This window comes from Oceanobacillus picturae (assembly GCF_000612865.1).
GTDB classification, from domain to species: domain Bacteria; phylum Bacillota; class Bacilli; order Bacillales; family Amphibacillaceae; genus Oceanobacillus_B; species Oceanobacillus_B jordanicus.
In genome coordinates, this window is sequence record NZ_CCAX010000003.1 from 433,205 (window position 1) to 449,708 (window position 16,504).

The 16,504-nt window shown below is 40.4% G+C and carries 17 protein-coding genes; 16 read left to right on the top strand and 1 reads right to left on the bottom strand.

Translation table 11 applies throughout. The features are described 5' to 3' along the window. The first annotated feature begins 375 nt into the window (after positions 1 to 375). The 5 genes from metG (at position 376) to rsmA (ending at position 6,553) form a co-directional block, all read left to right on the top strand. Entirely contained in the window at positions 376 to 2,337 is a 1,962-nt protein-coding gene (gene metG / locus BN988_RS16625; RefSeq protein ID WP_036578187.1) for a methionine--tRNA ligase, read from the top strand. 119 nt (positions 2,338 to 2,456) lie between these two features. Beyond that, positions 2,457 to 3,227: a TatD family hydrolase gene (locus BN988_RS16630; protein ID WP_036578331.1), complete on the top strand. Its 771-nt coding sequence runs from the start codon at positions 2,457 to 2,459 to the stop codon at positions 3,225 to 3,227. Between the two features lie 270 nt (positions 3,228 to 3,497). After that, a complete protein-coding gene (locus BN988_RS16635; protein ID WP_036578189.1) occupies positions 3,498 to 4,754 on the top strand; it encodes a G5 and 3D domain-containing protein in 1,257 nt (418 codons plus the stop codon). 361 nt (positions 4,755 to 5,115) lie between these two features. Next, the gene (rnmV, locus tag BN988_RS16640) at positions 5,116 to 5,685 is read left to right on the top strand and encodes a ribonuclease M5 (RefSeq protein ID WP_036578191.1); all 570 of its coding nucleotides are present in this window, start codon (positions 5,116 to 5,118) and stop codon (positions 5,683 to 5,685) included. Further along, on the top strand, positions 5,675 to 6,553 hold the full coding sequence (gene rsmA / locus BN988_RS16645) for a 16S rRNA (adenine(1518)-N(6)/adenine(1519)-N(6))-dimethyltransferase RsmA (RefSeq protein WP_036578192.1): 879 nt from the start codon (positions 5,675 to 5,677) through the stop codon (positions 6,551 to 6,553). Before rnmV ends, rsmA begins: the two co-directional genes overlap by 11 nt. Before the next feature lie 435 nt (positions 6,554 to 6,988). Here rsmA and BN988_RS16650 read toward each other — a convergent pair whose 3' ends face one another. After that, positions 6,989 to 7,216, bottom strand: a complete 228-nt coding sequence (locus BN988_RS16650) for a DUF3953 domain-containing protein (RefSeq protein ID WP_036578193.1) — start codon at positions 7,214 to 7,216, stop codon at positions 6,989 to 6,991. Positions 7,217 to 7,449: 233 nt separating this feature from the next. Here BN988_RS16650 and yabG point away from each other — a divergent pair, with 233 nt between their 5' ends. From yabG to BN988_RS16705, 11 genes are all read left to right on the top strand, one after another. Further along, complete coding sequence (gene yabG, locus BN988_RS16655; protein ID WP_036578195.1) at positions 7,450 to 8,316, top strand: sporulation peptidase YabG; 867 nt, start codon at positions 7,450 to 7,452, stop codon at positions 8,314 to 8,316. A gap of 228 nt (positions 8,317 to 8,544) precedes the next feature. Further along, complete coding sequence (gene veg / locus BN988_RS16660; RefSeq protein ID WP_036578197.1) at positions 8,545 to 8,814, top strand: biofilm formation stimulator Veg; 270 nt, start codon at positions 8,545 to 8,547, stop codon at positions 8,812 to 8,814. Between the two features lie 164 nt (positions 8,815 to 8,978). Then, entirely contained in the window at positions 8,979 to 9,161 is a 183-nt protein-coding gene (locus BN988_RS16665; RefSeq protein ID WP_036578199.1) for a small, acid-soluble spore protein, alpha/beta type, read from the top strand. Between the two features lie 162 nt (positions 9,162 to 9,323). Beyond that, complete coding sequence (ispE, locus tag BN988_RS16670) at positions 9,324 to 10,175, top strand: 4-(cytidine 5'-diphospho)-2-C-methyl-D-erythritol kinase (RefSeq protein ID WP_036578201.1); 852 nt, start codon at positions 9,324 to 9,326, stop codon at positions 10,173 to 10,175. Between the two features lie 63 nt (positions 10,176 to 10,238). Then, positions 10,239 to 11,063, top strand: a complete 825-nt coding sequence (gene purR, locus BN988_RS16675) for a pur operon repressor (RefSeq protein WP_036578203.1) — start codon at positions 10,239 to 10,241, stop codon at positions 11,061 to 11,063. Positions 11,064 to 11,200: 137 nt separating this feature from the next. After that, positions 11,201 to 11,491 (top strand): septation regulator SpoVG, encoded by a 291-nt coding sequence (spoVG, locus tag BN988_RS16680; protein ID WP_036578205.1) that lies wholly within the window; start codon positions 11,201 to 11,203, stop codon positions 11,489 to 11,491. A 281-nt stretch (positions 11,492 to 11,772) separates the two neighbouring features. Then, positions 11,773 to 13,152 (top strand): bifunctional UDP-N-acetylglucosamine diphosphorylase/glucosamine-1-phosphate N-acetyltransferase GlmU, encoded by a 1,380-nt coding sequence (gene glmU / locus BN988_RS16685; protein WP_036578206.1) that lies wholly within the window; start codon positions 11,773 to 11,775, stop codon positions 13,150 to 13,152. Positions 13,153 to 13,168: 16 nt separating this feature from the next. Next, positions 13,169 to 14,122, top strand: a complete 954-nt coding sequence (locus BN988_RS16690; RefSeq protein WP_036578208.1) for a ribose-phosphate diphosphokinase — start codon at positions 13,169 to 13,171, stop codon at positions 14,120 to 14,122. A gap of 177 nt (positions 14,123 to 14,299) precedes the next feature. Then, complete coding sequence (locus tag BN988_RS16695; protein ID WP_036578210.1) at positions 14,300 to 14,941, top strand: 50S ribosomal protein L25/general stress protein Ctc; 642 nt, start codon at positions 14,300 to 14,302, stop codon at positions 14,939 to 14,941. Between the two features lie 567 nt (positions 14,942 to 15,508). Further along, complete coding sequence (pth, locus tag BN988_RS16700; RefSeq protein ID WP_036578213.1) at positions 15,509 to 16,069, top strand: aminoacyl-tRNA hydrolase; 561 nt, start codon at positions 15,509 to 15,511, stop codon at positions 16,067 to 16,069. Positions 16,070 to 16,240: 171 nt separating this feature from the next. After that, positions 16,241 to 16,471: an anti-sigma-F factor Fin family protein gene (locus tag BN988_RS16705; protein WP_036578214.1), complete on the top strand. Its 231-nt coding sequence runs from the start codon at positions 16,241 to 16,243 to the stop codon at positions 16,469 to 16,471. Positions 16,472 to 16,504 lie beyond the last annotated feature (33 nt).

The following is a 16,504-nucleotide window of genomic DNA, read 5'->3' on the forward strand; positions in this document are numbered from 1 at the left end:
GATAAACCGCCTATAAACTAGCCACTAGGCAAAGTCGTCAACTACTTTACCTTAACCTAATAAGCAAGTGACTCCATGTATCGAAGGAAAATCAACTTAAAATTATTCGACATAATTCGACAAAATAAACTTTTTTACACGTTCGGGATGTAAAATTTTAGCCAGGGAGCATTTACGACACATTTAAATTTTTGAAGTACCAAGTATAAGAAATACTTACACATTTGGTAAAAGACGAGCGAATGCTAGTATTTCTAATGAAGAATTGAGAACATGGCTATACTGAATCTTGCAAGGGGTTTGGCAAAATACGTAAGAAAAGCTACAATAGGAATAGTTTAATAATAGATGTTAGCAATTGAAGGAGGTAACATAATGCCATCAAATAAAAAGACTTTTTATATAACAACGCCAATCTATTATCCAAGTGGTAATTTGCATATTGGGCATGCATATTCGACAGTAGCTGGGGATGCAATTGCCCGTTATAAAAGAATGCGCGGTTATGATGTAATGTATCTAACAGGTGCGGATGAGCACGGGCAAAAAATCCAAAAAAAGGCTGAGGAAAATGGACAGACTCCTCAGGAATATGTCGATGAAATTGTTGGAGGAATTCAAGAACTTTGGAAAAAGTTGAAGATCTCAAATGATGACTTTATTCGAACTACAGAGGAACGACATAAAAAAGTACTAGCTAAGCTATTTGATCAGCTTGTAAAGCAGGGAGATATCTATCTTGATCAATATGAAGGCTGGTATTGTACATCGTGTGAATCCTTTTTCACAGAAAGACAGCTAGACCATGGACATTGTCCTGATTGTGGCGGTTCTGTAGAAAAAGTTAAGGAAGAATCTTATTTCTTTAAAATGAGTAAATACGTTGATCGACTTGTCCAATTCTATGATGAGAATCCGGAGTTTATTCAGCCTGAGAGTCGTAAGAATGAAATGCTGAATAACTTCATTAAACCGGGCCTTGAAGATCTTGCTGTATCAAGAACAACATTTGATTGGGGAGTTAAGGTTCCAGGAGACCCTAAACATGTTATCTACGTATGGGTTGATGCATTGTTTAATTACATTACAGCACTCGGTTATGGTACAGATGATGAAGGGAAGTACCAAAAATACTGGCCCGCAGATGTACATCTAATGAGTAAAGAGATTGTCAGATTCCATACGATATACTGGCCAATTCTACTGATGGCACTTGATTTGCCATTACCGAAAAAAGTTTTTGCACATGGATGGATCCTGATGAAGGACGGCAAGATGTCAAAATCTAAAGGGAATGTAGTAGACCCAGTAAGTTTGACAGATCGCTATGGTCTTGATGCGTTACGTTATTACTTGCTTCGTGAAGTTCCGTTTGGTTCAGATGGTGTCTTTACACCAGAAGGGTTTGTAGAAAGAACAAACTATGACTTAGCAAACGATTTAGGGAATTTATTAAACCGTACAATTGCTATGATTACCAAATACTTTGATGGTGAAATTCCTGCATACAAGGCAAGCGAGACGGAAGTAGATGCATCGCTGGAAGCATTCGGAAAAGAAACGATTAAAAAAGTGGAGAATGCACTAGAAGACATGCAGTTCTCTGTGGCATTATCTTCCTTGTGGCAGATGATTAGCCGCACAAACAAATATATTGATGAAACAGCGCCATGGGTGTTGGCGAAGGATGAGTCTCAAAAAGAACGGCTGGGCAATGTGATGGCACATCTAGCAGAGTATCTACGTAAGGCTGCTGTTATGCTTCAACCATTCTTAACAGAAGCGCCGACTGAAATTTTCCGTCAGTTGAATGTAACGAACGATTCCTTGCATGAATGGGAAAGTGTCTATGAAGAAGGCAATATCCCTGCAGGAACCAAGGTACAAAAAGGGGAGCCTATCTTCCCTAGACTTGACGTAGAAAAAGAAGTAGCTTCTATTAAAGCGATGATGCAAGGTCCAGCACAGGAAGAAGAGAAAAAGCCTGCCAAACAAGAAGAAGAAGCAAAAGAGCAAATTGCTTTTGATGATTTTATGAAGCTAGATATGCGTGTAGCAGAAGTAGTGAAGGCAGAGCCAGTTAAAAAAGCAGACAAGCTGTTGAAATTGCAACTGGATCTAGGATCAGAAAAGCGCCAAGTCGTTTCTGGTATTGCGCAGCATTATAGCCCAGAGGGATTACAAGGTAAAAAAGTAATTTGTGTCACTAATTTAAAACCGGTAAAACTTCGGGGGGAAATGTCTGAAGGTATGATTCTATGTGGGGAAGACGAAGAAGGAAAACTAGTCCTTGCTTCTGTAGAACAAGATTTACCGAATGGCTCCGTTGTAAAATAATAAACAAAAGAGGAAAGGTCAGGTCCCGTTATTGGGAGGTGGCCTTTTCTGTTATCGTAGCATAGCTAATACGATAGCAATGCCAGAAAACTGTAACGTTGTTAAGGAGGATGAAAGAATTGTTATTTGATACACATGTCCATTTAAATGCCCGACAATTTATGGAGGACCGTGAAGAAACGATCCAACGAGCTTTTGATGCCGGAGTAAAATACATGGTTGTAGTCGGGTTTGACAGTGAAACAATCCCGCTTGCAATCGAAATCGCTGAACAATATGACACGATTTATGCAGCGGTAGGCTGGCACCCTGTTGACGCCATTGACATGACGGAGGACCATTTAAAATGGATTGAGGAATTATCTGCACATCCCAAAGTTGTCGCTATTGGCGAAATGGGCTTGGACTATCACTGGGACAAGTCTCCTAAGGACATTCAGAAAGAAGTATTCCGTAAACAAATCCAACTCGCGAAAAGAGTACAGCTGCCCATTATCATTCATAACAGGGAAGCCACGGAGGATATTATTGAGATATTACAGGAAGAAGATGCTCAATCCGTTGGCGGTATTATGCACTGCTACAACGATTCAGTGGAATATGTCCAAGCATGCTTAGATATGAATTTTTATATCTCGCTTGGAGGTCCTGTAACATTCAAAAATGCGCCCCTTCCCAAGGAAGTGGCAGTACAGGTGCCAGGGGATAGATTACTTGTAGAAACAGATGCCCCATTTCTTGCTCCACACCCGAACCGAGGAAAGCGAAATGAGCCTGCCTATGTAAAATTGGTTGCAGAGGAAATTGCAGATTTAAGAGGAGTAAGTTTAGAGGAACTTAGCAAACTTACGACACAAAACGCCTTTTCTCTCTTCAAACTCGAATTATGAGGGTTGTAAAACAAATAACATAATATGTTAAAATATAGGAAAAGTATGGAATTATTATGAGAGCCTGGCCACAAGAGCCAGGCTTTTTTTTATGAAAAGGATAAACAGGATAAGCCTTTATATACCAAGGTTTGTGGCTGCTTGTAAGCTTCGTACATCCCATGCCAGATATAGTTGTAATCTAATTGTAACTTAACCGTAATCGGATTTACTTTGACTTTGCATATAACTGTATCTATAATCAAAAATGCATTGAGAGGGGGCAGAAGCATGCGAATTATTTCAAAGCTAATGCCGGCATCGAAAATGAAGCTGGTTATTTCAAGCATTGGTGTTTTAGCACTTGTAGTATTTTCAGGTTTAGTGCTATTTGATGCCACAAAGGCAGAAGTTGTACTAAATGATAATGGGGAAAAACAGAAAGTGAGAACACATGCAACAACGATTGACCAACTGTTAGAAGAGGCAGGGATTACCGTTGGGGAACATGATCTGTTGTCACATAAAACAGATACGGCTATTGAAAACGGTATGGAAATCAACTACAAAACAGCTAAACAGATAATCGTTACAATAGATGGAGCAGAGCAGGAGTATTATACAACTGCGGACACAATAGATGAATTTCTAGAGGAGAACGATCTCTCCTTTGCCGATCGTGATGATGTATCACATGATTTGCAGACAGCATTAGAAGATGGACTACATATTGATGTAACGCAAGCATACCAAGTTACTATTCATGACGGCGAGAAAGAAGTAAAAGCATGGACTACTGGCGGAAATGTAAAAGATTTGCTTAATGAAGCTGGCATTGCATTCGATCCAGAAAGCGATGATCGAATTGAACCAAAGCTAGACGAAGCGCTTTCTGCAGAAACGTCCATATCCATCGTTCGTGTTGAAAAAGATAAAGAAGAAGTAAACGAGACCGTTGCCTTTGATACGGAGAAACAAGAGGATAGCAGCCTTCCAAAAGGGGAGGAGCGTGTTGTTTCTGAAGGTGAAGAAGGAACGATTAAAAAGGTATACGAGATTGTCAAAGAGAACGGAAAAGAAGCAAGTCGCGAGTTGCTCAGTGAAGAAGTAACGAAAGAATCAAAAAATCGTGTTGTTGCGATCGGTACAAAAGAGCAACAGCCACAAGTAGCGAAAAAGCAGGAATCAAAGAGCGAAGGCAACCTAGTTACCTTAGCGAAAGAAGAGCCAAAAGAGAGCAAGAAACCAAGCTCTAATGGCAAAGTGTTCACAATGACTGCAAGTGCGTATACAGCAGGGTGTAGCGGTTGTTCTGGCCATACATCTACTGGAATTGACCTAAATGCAAATCCGAACATGAAAGTAATTGCTGTAGATCCAAGCGTTATTCCATTAGGCACGAGGGTTTGGGTTGAAGGATATGGAGAAGCCATAGCAGGTGACACAGGTGGCCACATCGTCGGAAATCGGATTGATGTCCACGTTCCAAGCAAAAGCGCAGCATATAGCTGGGGAAGAAAAACAGTAACAGTAAAAGTTCTTGATTAATATTTATGCTCTTACCATGGTATAGTGGTAAGAGCATTATTTATATAGAGCGATAATTAAAAGCATATCCTGCCTGAACTTGCAGTAAACCCTACTAAATGAAGCAAAATAGCAAAATGGAATGGGTATGGCAGAATAGAAAGAAGTAAATCCTTTGTAGGATTGCGTCATTCTAGCCTGATATTACATTAATCGAAGTGGAGGGCCGTCGACTCCTGCGGGAGAAAAGGCATAGGTGAGACCCCGGAGTGCGGAGCACACGGTGGCTCACCAGCCGCCCGCGGAAAGCGACTGTCCGGAGCGGAGATGACGCTGTACCTCCATTCCGTAAAGAGATACTGTTAGAAGAAAGAGGAATATAATGAAAATAAAAGAAGTCATTGTTGTGGAAGGTAGAGATGATACAGCCAAGATTTCGCAGGCTGTCAATGCCGATACAATTGAAACAAATGGATCTGCCATTAATAGTGCGACCATTGAGCAGATCAGACATGCACAAGAAAAACGTGGCATCATCATTTTTACAGACCCGGATTATCCCGGTGAACGAATCCGCCACATCGTTAACCAGGCTGTACCTGGCTGTAAGCATGCTTTCTTAACTCCTGATCAAGCTAGAGCCAATTCTATTCGGAGACGCAGTTTAGGGATTGAACATGCTTCCCTAGACGCAATTCAAAAAGCATTAGCAGATGTGTATGAATTAAAGGAAGTAGAACAAAGTGACATAACGAAGGAAGATCTTGTGCAAGAAGGACTTATCGGAGGCGCGGGTGCAAGTAATAGGCGAAAGCGACTTGGTGAGCTTTTACAAATAGGGCATACTAATGGAAAACAACTCTTAAAACGCCTGACCATGTTTCAAATCACAAAAGCACAGTTTGAGGAAGCTATGAAGCAACTGCAACAGGAGGATCGTCATGACAAATAATAAATATATCGCAACACCCACCCGCACAAAAGAGATTCTAAATAAATATAAATTTACGTTTAAAAAAAGCCTTGGACAGAACTTTCTTATTGATAGCAATGTCCTTGAAAATATTATTGCCCATGCTGGAATTGATAAACAAGCAGGAGCGATTGAAATTGGGCCGGGAATTGGCGCCTTAACGGAACAACTAGCAATCCATGCAGACAAAGTCGTTGCCTTTGAAATTGATCAAAGGTTGATACCAGTTCTTCAAGACACACTTGGTGACTATGACAATGTACAAATTGTAAATGAAGACATATTAGAGGCGGATGTGGCAGAAACCATTGCCGCTAACTTCCCGAAAACGCAACCCGTCCATGTTGTAGCTAATTTACCATATTATATTACGACTCCTATATTGTTAAAGCTGCTTCATGAAGATCTTCCTGTAACAAGTCTAACCGTAATGATCCAAAAAGAGGTTGCAGAGAGAATGGCAGCAGGACCGAATAATAAAAGCTACGGATCTCTAACGATCGCTGTTCAATATTACACAGAAGCTGCTGTCGTGATGGATGTTCCAAAGCAGGTCTTTATGCCACAGCCGAATGTTGACTCAAGCATCCTGCGATTAGTAAAAAGGGACAAGCCCCCAGTAGAAGTGGATAATGAGAAATACTTCTTTGCATTAATTAAGGCAAGTTTTGCTCAACGTCGTAAAACGCTACGTAATAACCTAACGAGCTATTTCAAAGGTACAATAGATAAAGACGCAATTAATCAGACATTAGAAAGCGTCGGCATAGATGGAACAAGACGTGGTGAATCTCTAGATATGCAGGAATTCGCTACATTAGCTAATGCCTTCTATAGATTAGGATAGAGAAGACACACCCTGAAGTTAGGTGAGGTAAATTCTAAACATAGGGTGAGAGAAAAGAAAATTAAACAAAAAGTCGGATGCTCAAACGAATTATTGTAAAAAATCCAAATAAATCCGGATAGTCCCTAATCTCTTTGTATCTAATTACAATTTAGCGAAGGAAAATGCGGAAACTCCAGCGGGAACAGCACGAGTCCGAAGGCCCCGCAAGAAGCGATTTTTGCTTCTGAGGAGACTAAGGCCGTGCCCACGGAAAGTGGAGTATTTTCAGTAGCGGTAATTGAGCAGTCTTTTTTCATATTTATTTTTGCTTGTCTTAAAGAGGGCTGAGACGTTATGTCTCAGCCCTTTGTTATATTTAATGCATTAAAACAAGGGGCAATTTTTAGTAAAAAGCTACATACTTCTTATCCCCTCTAATTCGAAAATCTTAAATTAATAATGCCCTTTTACTGAAACAAATAGTAATAATAAAAAAACAATAACGAGTAACACACCATATGATTTTCGTTCATTCTTGAATTCTTCTAATCCCATTACCATCATCATTAAACCTAGAAAGAACACCATATAAGGCTGAAACATAAAATCCCCTGTTGTTAATCCATAAACTGCAAAGAACATAGCCACTGCAGCAAATATAAAACGTAGTATTTTTAGCAAAGAAAGCCCCCTCATATATGATCATCGCTCAATAATAAAACTAAGTCAGCACCTGGATAAAGGTGCAAGAATTAAAAACCATGGCAACCCTTTTAAAACGGGTATTTGCCAACTTTCTTTTTTGTTCCAGTGTAACACATTGTCCGTCAGTCCACTTTGCCTCCGCACGGTTCTCGGTATTGCTTCATAGTCTATAGAAGCAATGCTTTGGATAATGGAAGGCTGTGAAGGAAATGGATGTAAGGAAAGGCGGACTAGTAACAAGGAAGTCATATAACCATGATCTTCTCTTTCGGGTCGACAAGGTGGAAAAAGGGGTGGCGGCTTTGTTCGGCGAAGATATCCGACTCGAGGCAGACGCCCCAGTCAATGATCTTACTATTGTGGCAGAGAGAGAACTGGAAAAGCACCGAAAAAAGGGTAAAGAGCAAGAGGAGTTTTCCTATCGTTTGTTTCGCCAGGACTATCAACTTTTGAAAGAAAAACGAGAATATCAATCAACGGATGGCTACCAATATGAAGCGAAAATCTTCCAACTGCCCGCAAAAGTACTTCATTTAGATGGGGATCAAATGTATTTACAAAAATGTATAGAGCTTTATCAACGAATGGGGCTTCAAGTGCATGGCATTCATTTAAATGAAAAAGACATGCCACATGAAATCGGGCAGCTCATTGATAAAATACAGCCTGATATCCTCGTGATCACGGGACACGATTCATTCTCGAAAAATAAAGGGATAAAAAATGACCTACGAGCCTACAGACATTCAAAGTATTTTGTGGAGACAGTAAGAGAGGCGAGGAGAAGTAACCCTAATTTAGACCAACTCGTTATCTTTGCTGGCGCATGTCAGTCACACTTTGAATCCTTAATAAGAGCTGGAGCCAACTTTGCGAGCTCTCCACGGAGAGTTAACATTCATGCCTTAGATCCTGTCTATATCGCTGCAAGAATCGCTTACACGCCCTTTATGGATAAGGTAAGCGTATGGGAAGCTTTGCGGAACACGTTAAGTGGAGAAAAAGGGATGGGCGGTGTGGAAACAAGAGGTTTGCTCAGAACAGGGATGCCATATATGGAGGATGATGAAATATAAGGAGCTCCTTACCTAAGGGTAAGTCTGCTCCTCTTGGTAGTAGGACATGCACCTATAAAAGTAATATATTTCAAAAAAACAGTACATAAATTGTTAAGTTTTACAAATAATATTGAAAATCGACAAAATAAATTGTTGACATTAAAAATGATATCTTGTTATAATAAAAAGTTTTATTTGACTATTAAACAAGCTTATGTTATGATGTTAACAGTGAGGTGGAGTATAGTGGCTAAAACATTAATCGAAATTAAGCAAGGTCTTGAAGGTCACGTTGGAAAGCGATTAAAGCTTAAAGCCAACGGTGGTAGAAGGAAAACGATTGAACGGTCCGGAGTACTAGCAGAGACGTATCCTTCAGTTTTTATTGTGGAGCTGGACCAAGAAGAAAATGCATTCGAACGTGTTTCATACAGCTATGCGGACGTGTTAACAGAGACAGTAGAATTAAGTTTTGCAGAAGAACGAGCAGCGATAGCATCAATCATGGAGCAGTAGACATTCGTTTACTGCTTTTATTTTTTTACAAGCAACCCTAGTAATGGAAGGAAAACCCAGCGTATTATTTTCCTTTTTTACATACTTCTGCTTGGTGTTGAGTTGACCTTTTGGCATAAACTATAGATGTCGTAAAAACTCATGCAGAAGGGGGTTGTTCTTTCATGGCTAGACGTAGAGGAATGATGTCAGACCAATTGAAAGAAGAAATTGCAAAAGAGTTAGGATTTTACGACACAGTTAAGCAAGAGGGCTGGGGCGGTATCAAGGCAAGGGATGCCGGTAATATGGTGAAACGTGCAATTGAAATGGCCGAACAGAATATGCAAACCAAAGGCAGACCCTAATAGGGTTTGCCTTTTGGCTTTTTTGCACAATATATAATATTACATTCGTTGCCGAATCAATTTGCTGGTTTCTTTTCACTTAATAGGTGCTTGGCCCATAGGTCGCCACTGGTTTTTGAATATGTTACAATTTGTTTATCTATGTACAAGAAGGTGACGGTGTTGGTACTTTTTGAGAAAGCTCCCGCCAAAATAAACTTATCACTAGATGTGTTAAGTAAACGAGATGATGGCTACCATAATGTTGAAATGATTATGACCACCATCGACCTTTCTGATCGGATTGAGTTTCATGAATTGAAAAAGGATCGGATAACCATTTCCCTTGAAAGCAGGTTTGTCCCAAGTGACGAAAGGAACTTGGCATATAAAGCCGCGGCTTTGTTTAAGGAACGTTATGGCATTAAAGCTGGGGTGCATATAAAAATTGAAAAGAATATACCAGTTTCTGCAGGACTTGGTGGTGGCAGTTCAGATGCTGCTGCAGTATTGCGGGGATTGAATAGGCTTTGGTCAATGAATTTATCCTTAAAGGAATTAGCTTGTCTTGGAGCTGAACTTGGTACGGATGTCCCTTTTTGTGTGTACGGAGGTACTGGGATTGCAACAGGACGTGGAGAAAATGTGGAACTGCTTAAATCAGCCCCGGCTTGTTGGGTTGTGCTTGCTAAGCCAAATATTGGCGTCTCTTCAGGTGGGGTATTCCAACAAATCAAGTTGCATGAAATTGAACATCCAAATACCGAGAAGCTAATGAAAGCATTGGGTGAAAATGACTTTTCCATGATTTGTACCCATTTGGGGAACGCATTAGAAAGTATAACGATGGCGTTACATCCAGAAGTTCGTCATATTAAAGAGACGATGATGCAAGCAGGCGCTACCGGGACCTTGATGAGCGGAAGTGGGCCGACTGTTTATGGACTTGCGATGCAAGAAAGTAAAGCGCAACGTATATATAACGGGATGCGTGGATTTTGTGAAGAGGTCTTTTTAGTACGACTTTTAGGATGATCTTTCTAAATGCATATATTAATGTTATAATATGTATCAAATATTCGGTTTTGAGGTGTGGAAATGAAAAGAAGCAATCGCTTGGTTACATTGACTAACTTTTTTTTGGAAAACCCTAGAGAGCATGTACAATTGCCATACTTTGTCCGGCTTCTGCAAACAACGAAGGCCTCTGTCAGTGAGGATATGGATATCATTGACGCAGTATTTCAGCAAGAAGGGTTGGGCTATTTAAATCGTACTACTGGTGCTTCTGGCGGAGTAAAGTTTATACCTGAATTTTCCCAAAAGAAAAGCTTTCAGTTTATTGAGAAGCTAAGACAAAAACTTGAGGACCCAAGTAGAATTCTCCCTGGTGGATATTTATATATGAGCGACCTATTAGGAAACCCTAAAACAGTAAAGGAAATTGGACGTGTCTTTGCTTCGGTATTTTCCAAATCTGACATTGATGTGGTCGTAACGGTAGCGACAAAAGGGATACCTCTAGCATATGCGGTAGCGTCGTTTCTTGATGTCCCTGTTGTTATTGTAAGAAGAGACCCAAAAGTAACAGAAGGATCTTCTGTAAGTATTAATTATGTTTCTGGATCCTCACGGAAGATCCAAACGATGGTTCTACCAAAAAGAAGTCTTCAAGAAGGTGCCAATGTTTGTATTATTGATGATTTCATGAAAGCTGGCGGAACAATTACCGGTATGGTAAGCCTGCTTGAAGAGTTTAATGCCAATGTAAAAGCTATTGGAGTACTAGCAGAAGCGGATGATGACGAAGAAGAACGGGTTGTAGACAACTACACTTCCTTAATTAAAATTTCCCATGTAGATATTAAGGGTAAAAAGATCGAAGTGCAGTCTGGAAACATAGGAGAAAAGTCCTCTGAGTAAAGATTTTTGTAGCAATCAAAGCCTCTTTTCCCACTTTTTTTGAAAATAATAAATTTTTTTCTAAGAAAAAGAAGGATTTTCCTTTTATTTGTTGAACTTGTTAATTAAGTTCTAATGGGAAAAGGTGGTGAAACATCATGGAAGTAACAGACGTTAGATTACGCCGCGTTAATACAGAAGGAAGAATGCGTGCTATTGCGTCGATTACACTGGATCAAGAATTTGTCGTTCATGATATCCGTGTCATCGATGGAAACAACGGTTTATTTGTAGCAATGCCTTCCAAGCGGACTCCGGATGGAGAGTTCAGAGATATTGCACACCCAATTAACTCCGGGACGCGTGGAAAGATTCAGGATGCTGTATTAGAAGAATATCGTCGTGCAGGGGAAGAAGATGTAGAGTATGAAGAAGCGGGCGCTTCCTAAATCGTTAATCCTGCGTGATCACAACTAGAGGTCTAATCTTACAACAGGTTAGCCTTCTTTTTTTTGCAAAAAAGGCGTTAAAATTAGGAGTTCTATATAAATGTTTACCACCCCTCCACCCTCCAGTATCAATTCCCCCTTTATATGCAGGTAGAAGAGCAATTAGTGTTGAAATCCATGGCTATTTAGGATATATTCATTATGGATTAAATTATAAACGTACAATATTTATTCTTAATATAGTGATAATAGAGCTTAATACAAACATGGAGGTCTCCTTAATGACAAATCGGTATGCGGTAATCCTAGCAGCGGGTCAGGGAACTAGAATGAAATCAAAGTTATATAAAGTACTTCATCCTGTAATGGGTCGCCCTATGGTTCAGCATGTATTAGAACAAGTGAAGGCGGTCAACCTAGAAAGTGTCGTTACTGTCGTTGGCTTTGGGGCAGACAAAGTTGCGGAATACATAGGACATGAAAGTGAATTAGTTGTACAGGAAGAACAATTAGGAACGGGACATGCCGTTATTCAGGCAAAGGAACGCCTAAGGGATAAAGAGGGGACTACTATTGTTGTGTGTGGTGACACACCTTTAATTAAAGGTGAAACGTACATGGAGTTATTTGCACACCATGAGCGCACAGGAGCAAAGGCAACGATTCTCACAGCCAAGGCACCAAACCCGTCTGGATATGGAAGGGTCATTCGAAATGAAGATAACGAAGTAGAAAGAATTGTTGAGCATAAAGATGCAAGTGAACAGGAGCTTATGGTCGATGAAATAAATACAGGTACTTATTGCTTTGATAATCAGGCCTTGTTTGCAGCGCTTGAGCATGTTTCAAACGATAACGCACAAGGAGAGTACTATTTGCCTGACGTCATTGAAATCCTACGCAAACAGTCTGACGTAGTAAGTGGATTTTTAACGCCAGATTTTGAAGAAACACTTGGTATTAATGACAGAGTTGCCTTAGCTCAGGCGGAGGGAATTCTGAAACAACGAATTAATGAAAAGCACTTACGTAATGGAGTAGGAATTATTGATCCAAGCCATACGTACATTCATCCAGACGTTGTGATTGAACCGGATGCTATCATCCACCCAGGATCGGTAATTAAAGGAAATACTACCATTAAAAGCGATGCTGAGATTGGCCCCTTCACCGAAATAACGAATTGTTATATTGGAGAGAATACGGTTATTAAACAAAGCGTTGCGTCTGACAGCCATATAGGCGACCGCGTTAAGGTTGGACCATTTGCCCATATTCGTCCTGAATCTTCCATTGGAGATGAAGCAAAAATCGGTAACTTTGTTGAAATAAAGAAAACCACCCTTGAGAACAGTAGCAAGGTTTCCCATCTTAGTTATATTGGCGATGCGCATGTTGGAAGCAATGTTAATGTTGGTTGTGGTACAATTACAGTGAACTATGATGGAAAGAATAAATTTTTGACAACAATAGAGGACGATGCATTTATTGGATGTAACTCCAACTTAATTGCACCTGTCACAATTGGCAAAGGTTCTTACGTCGCTGCTGGCTCTACTATAACCAAAAATGTCCCTGAAGATTCGCTGTCTGTTGCGCGTGCTAGACAAACGAATAAAGAAGGGTACGCATCAAAAATCAAAAACAGACAAAAAGATTAACGGAGGGTTCTAACTCATGGCATCTACTTACAAAGATTCATCTTTGAAAGTATTCTCTTTAAACTCAAATCTTAAATTGGCGGAAGATATCGCTGATCACATTGGCACTACATTAGGAAAATGTTCAGTTACACGATTCAGTGATGGTGAAATTCAAATTAACCTAGAAGAAAGTATCCGTGGTTGTGATGTTTATGTTGTTCAGTCAACATGCTCGCCTGTAAACGAACATTTAATGGAGTTACTAATTATGATTGATGCACTTAAACGTGCTTCAGCAAGATCTATCAATATCGTGATGCCTTACTATGGTTATGCCCGTCAGGACCGTAAAGCAAGATCCCGTGAACCAATCGCTGCGAAGTTAGTCGCAGACCTCGTGGAAACGGCTGGAGCTACAAGGGTGATCACACTTGATCTCCATGCACCACAAATTCAAGGTTTCTTTGATATTCCTATTGACCACTTGCAAGGTGTACCAATTCTTTCAGATTACTTTGAAGCAAAAAATCTAGATGATATTATTGTGGTTTCTCCGGATCACGGAGGCGTTACACGTGCCCGTAAGATGGCTGATCGCTTAAAAGCACCAATCGGGATTATTGATAAGCGTAGACCGCGACCAAACGTTGCGGAAGTAATGAATATTGTAGGTAACATTGAAGGCAAGACGGCGATATTAATTGATGATATCATTGATACAGCTGGTACCATTACACTTGCTGCAAATGCATTAATAGAAAATGGAGCGAAAGAAGTGTATGCATGCTGTACACATCCTGTTCTTTCCGGTCCGGCAATTGAACGGATTGATAACTCAAAGATTAAGGAATTAGTTATTACAAACTCCATTCCTTTAACCGATGATAAAAAGAGTGATAAAATCACGCCACTATCTGTTGCACCGTTAATCGGGGAAGCAATTATTCGAGTTCACGAGTTACAGTCCGTAAGTATTTTATTTGATTAAATGTTTAACAAACTGATTTAATGGGTAATATCTAAATGGAGCGTATTTTAGAAACACTAGTAAAGTGTCGCATGAAACTGATGAGAGGACTTTGCTAGACACTGCGTAGAATATACACACGAAACATAAAAGAGAGAAAACGGCTAAGTTTTTTAACTAATTTGGAGGGTGATGAATATGGCAGTAAAGCTAAAATCAACAAACCGAGAAGATCTTACAAAATCAGCTACAAAACAAGTAAGAAACAGTGGGAGAGTCCCAGCTGTTGTATATGGTCAAGGTAAGGAACCGAAGTCTATATCTGTTGACAGCATTGAACTTGTGAAGACAGTTCGCGACGAAGGTAGAAATGCTATCATTTCACTCGACTTAGACAACAGTGAATCAGTAGATGTGATGTTGCATGATTATCAGATTGATCCGATTAAGGACGAGCTCATCCATGCTGACTTCTATGTTGTAAATATGTCTGAAGAGATGGATGTAGAGGTTTCACTACGCTTTGAAGGAGAGGCACAAGGTGCTAAAGACGGTGGCGTGCTACAACAGCCATTATACACACTACAGGTTCGTGCTAAGCCTAGCAGTATTCCAGAAGAGATTACAGTTGATGTAAGCTCCCTTGAAATTGGCGACAGCTTAACAGTTGCAGACCTTTCAACATCTGGTAGCTACAAAATTCTAGATGAGCAAGATACTACGGTTGCAACGATCGTTGCTCCAGATACGCTTGACGATGTAGAAGAAGCACCAGAAGAAGGCGACAAGCCTGAACTAGTCGATCCTGAAGCAGAGACTCTAAACGAAGAGAATAAGTAGTACGTCTATCATTAGGCGTTGCTAAACTAAATTGTAATAGTTAATAGAAAATATATAGACCCTCCCTCTCCAAAGAGGGAGGTTTGTTGTATTGTATAACAAAAGCGAAGAGCACACGTTAAAGGAAGGCCGACTAAAAACGCCCCGTCCTGGGGCAACGTCGGCATGACCCGGATCCTCCGGGCCCACGTACGAACTGGGACTGCGGTTACTCGTCCCACCGAAGAACTTTTGCGCCTGGCCATGCCAGGTGGCTCCGTGTTGCCACGCAAAGTGGCGATTTTAATGGAGCATTCCTACGTAGGAGATAAAGGAATCATGCCCCTGCAAAAGGGGTATGTCGACGTTGGCCGGCAAGGCCGAATTAAGTCGACCTACCTTAATTTGCAATCGATGATGACTTTCACCCTCCGGGTATAAGTGCGACTAAGCCTCTGGTTAACACCAAGCGGCAAGTCTTCTTTATTGTACGGAGGTGAAGGAAGTTGCGCTAGTCGCTGTGTACTCGTAGCTAGCCGAACAAAAGCGAAGAGCACACGTATATAATTTAAAAAGGGAAGAGTGTAAATGAAGTGTATCGTTGGACTGGGAAATCCAGGTAAAAAGTATAAGGATACCAGGCATAATGCTGGTTTTATGGTGATAGATGAATTGTTACGCCGCCACGGCTGGTCTTTAAATAAATCCAAATTTAATGCTGATTATGCGATGGAGACGCTTAACGGAAATAAAATGCTTCTCGTCGAACCACAGACATATATGAATCTATCCGGTGATGCAATTAGGCCATTGCTTGATTATTATTCGATTGATGTTGAAGATGTGCTTATTATCTATGATGATCTTGATTTGCCTCCAGGTAAGATAAGGTTACGACAAAAGGGTGGGCATGGTGGCCATAATGGGATTAGATCGACTATCTCTCATTTGGGAACCAAAGAATTTAAGCGAATCAGAATTGGTGTAGGCAGACCAACTACACCTGTACCCGTAGTAGATTACGTGCTAGGACAGTTCCATAAAGCAGAGCAAAGTGATGTACAGCAAAGTATTGAGAAAGCTGCTGATGCATGCGAACTTTGGCTGGATAAACCATTTTTAGAGGTAATGAATGACTATAATAGTTGACACTGCCTTAGTTAGGACGAGTTTGTTCCGCCATAACTTGCAATTAGGCACACCACTGATGGAAGTTTTACTTTATTGTGCTAGTTACTGTTTTTATTACATAGGTATAAGGAAACAGCCTCGGGGTTAAACTAAACAAGACATCTTGTTGGTTTCCAAGGAGGTTAAAAGGTGCCTATTATTTATAAGTGCAGACATTGCACGAAAGAGATTGGAAGGTTAGATCATCAAATCGTCGAGTCAACCATGCTTGGTTTTGATCAATTAACCACAAAGGAAAAAGAAGATATGATAAAATACAAGACGAACGGTGACGTCGAGATAACGTCCATATGTGAAAGCTGTGAAGATACATTAGGTCACAATCCTCATTATCATGAGCTAGACTTTTTTATACAGTAGAAGCAATAAAGCTTTGGTGCTCAAGCCAAGGCA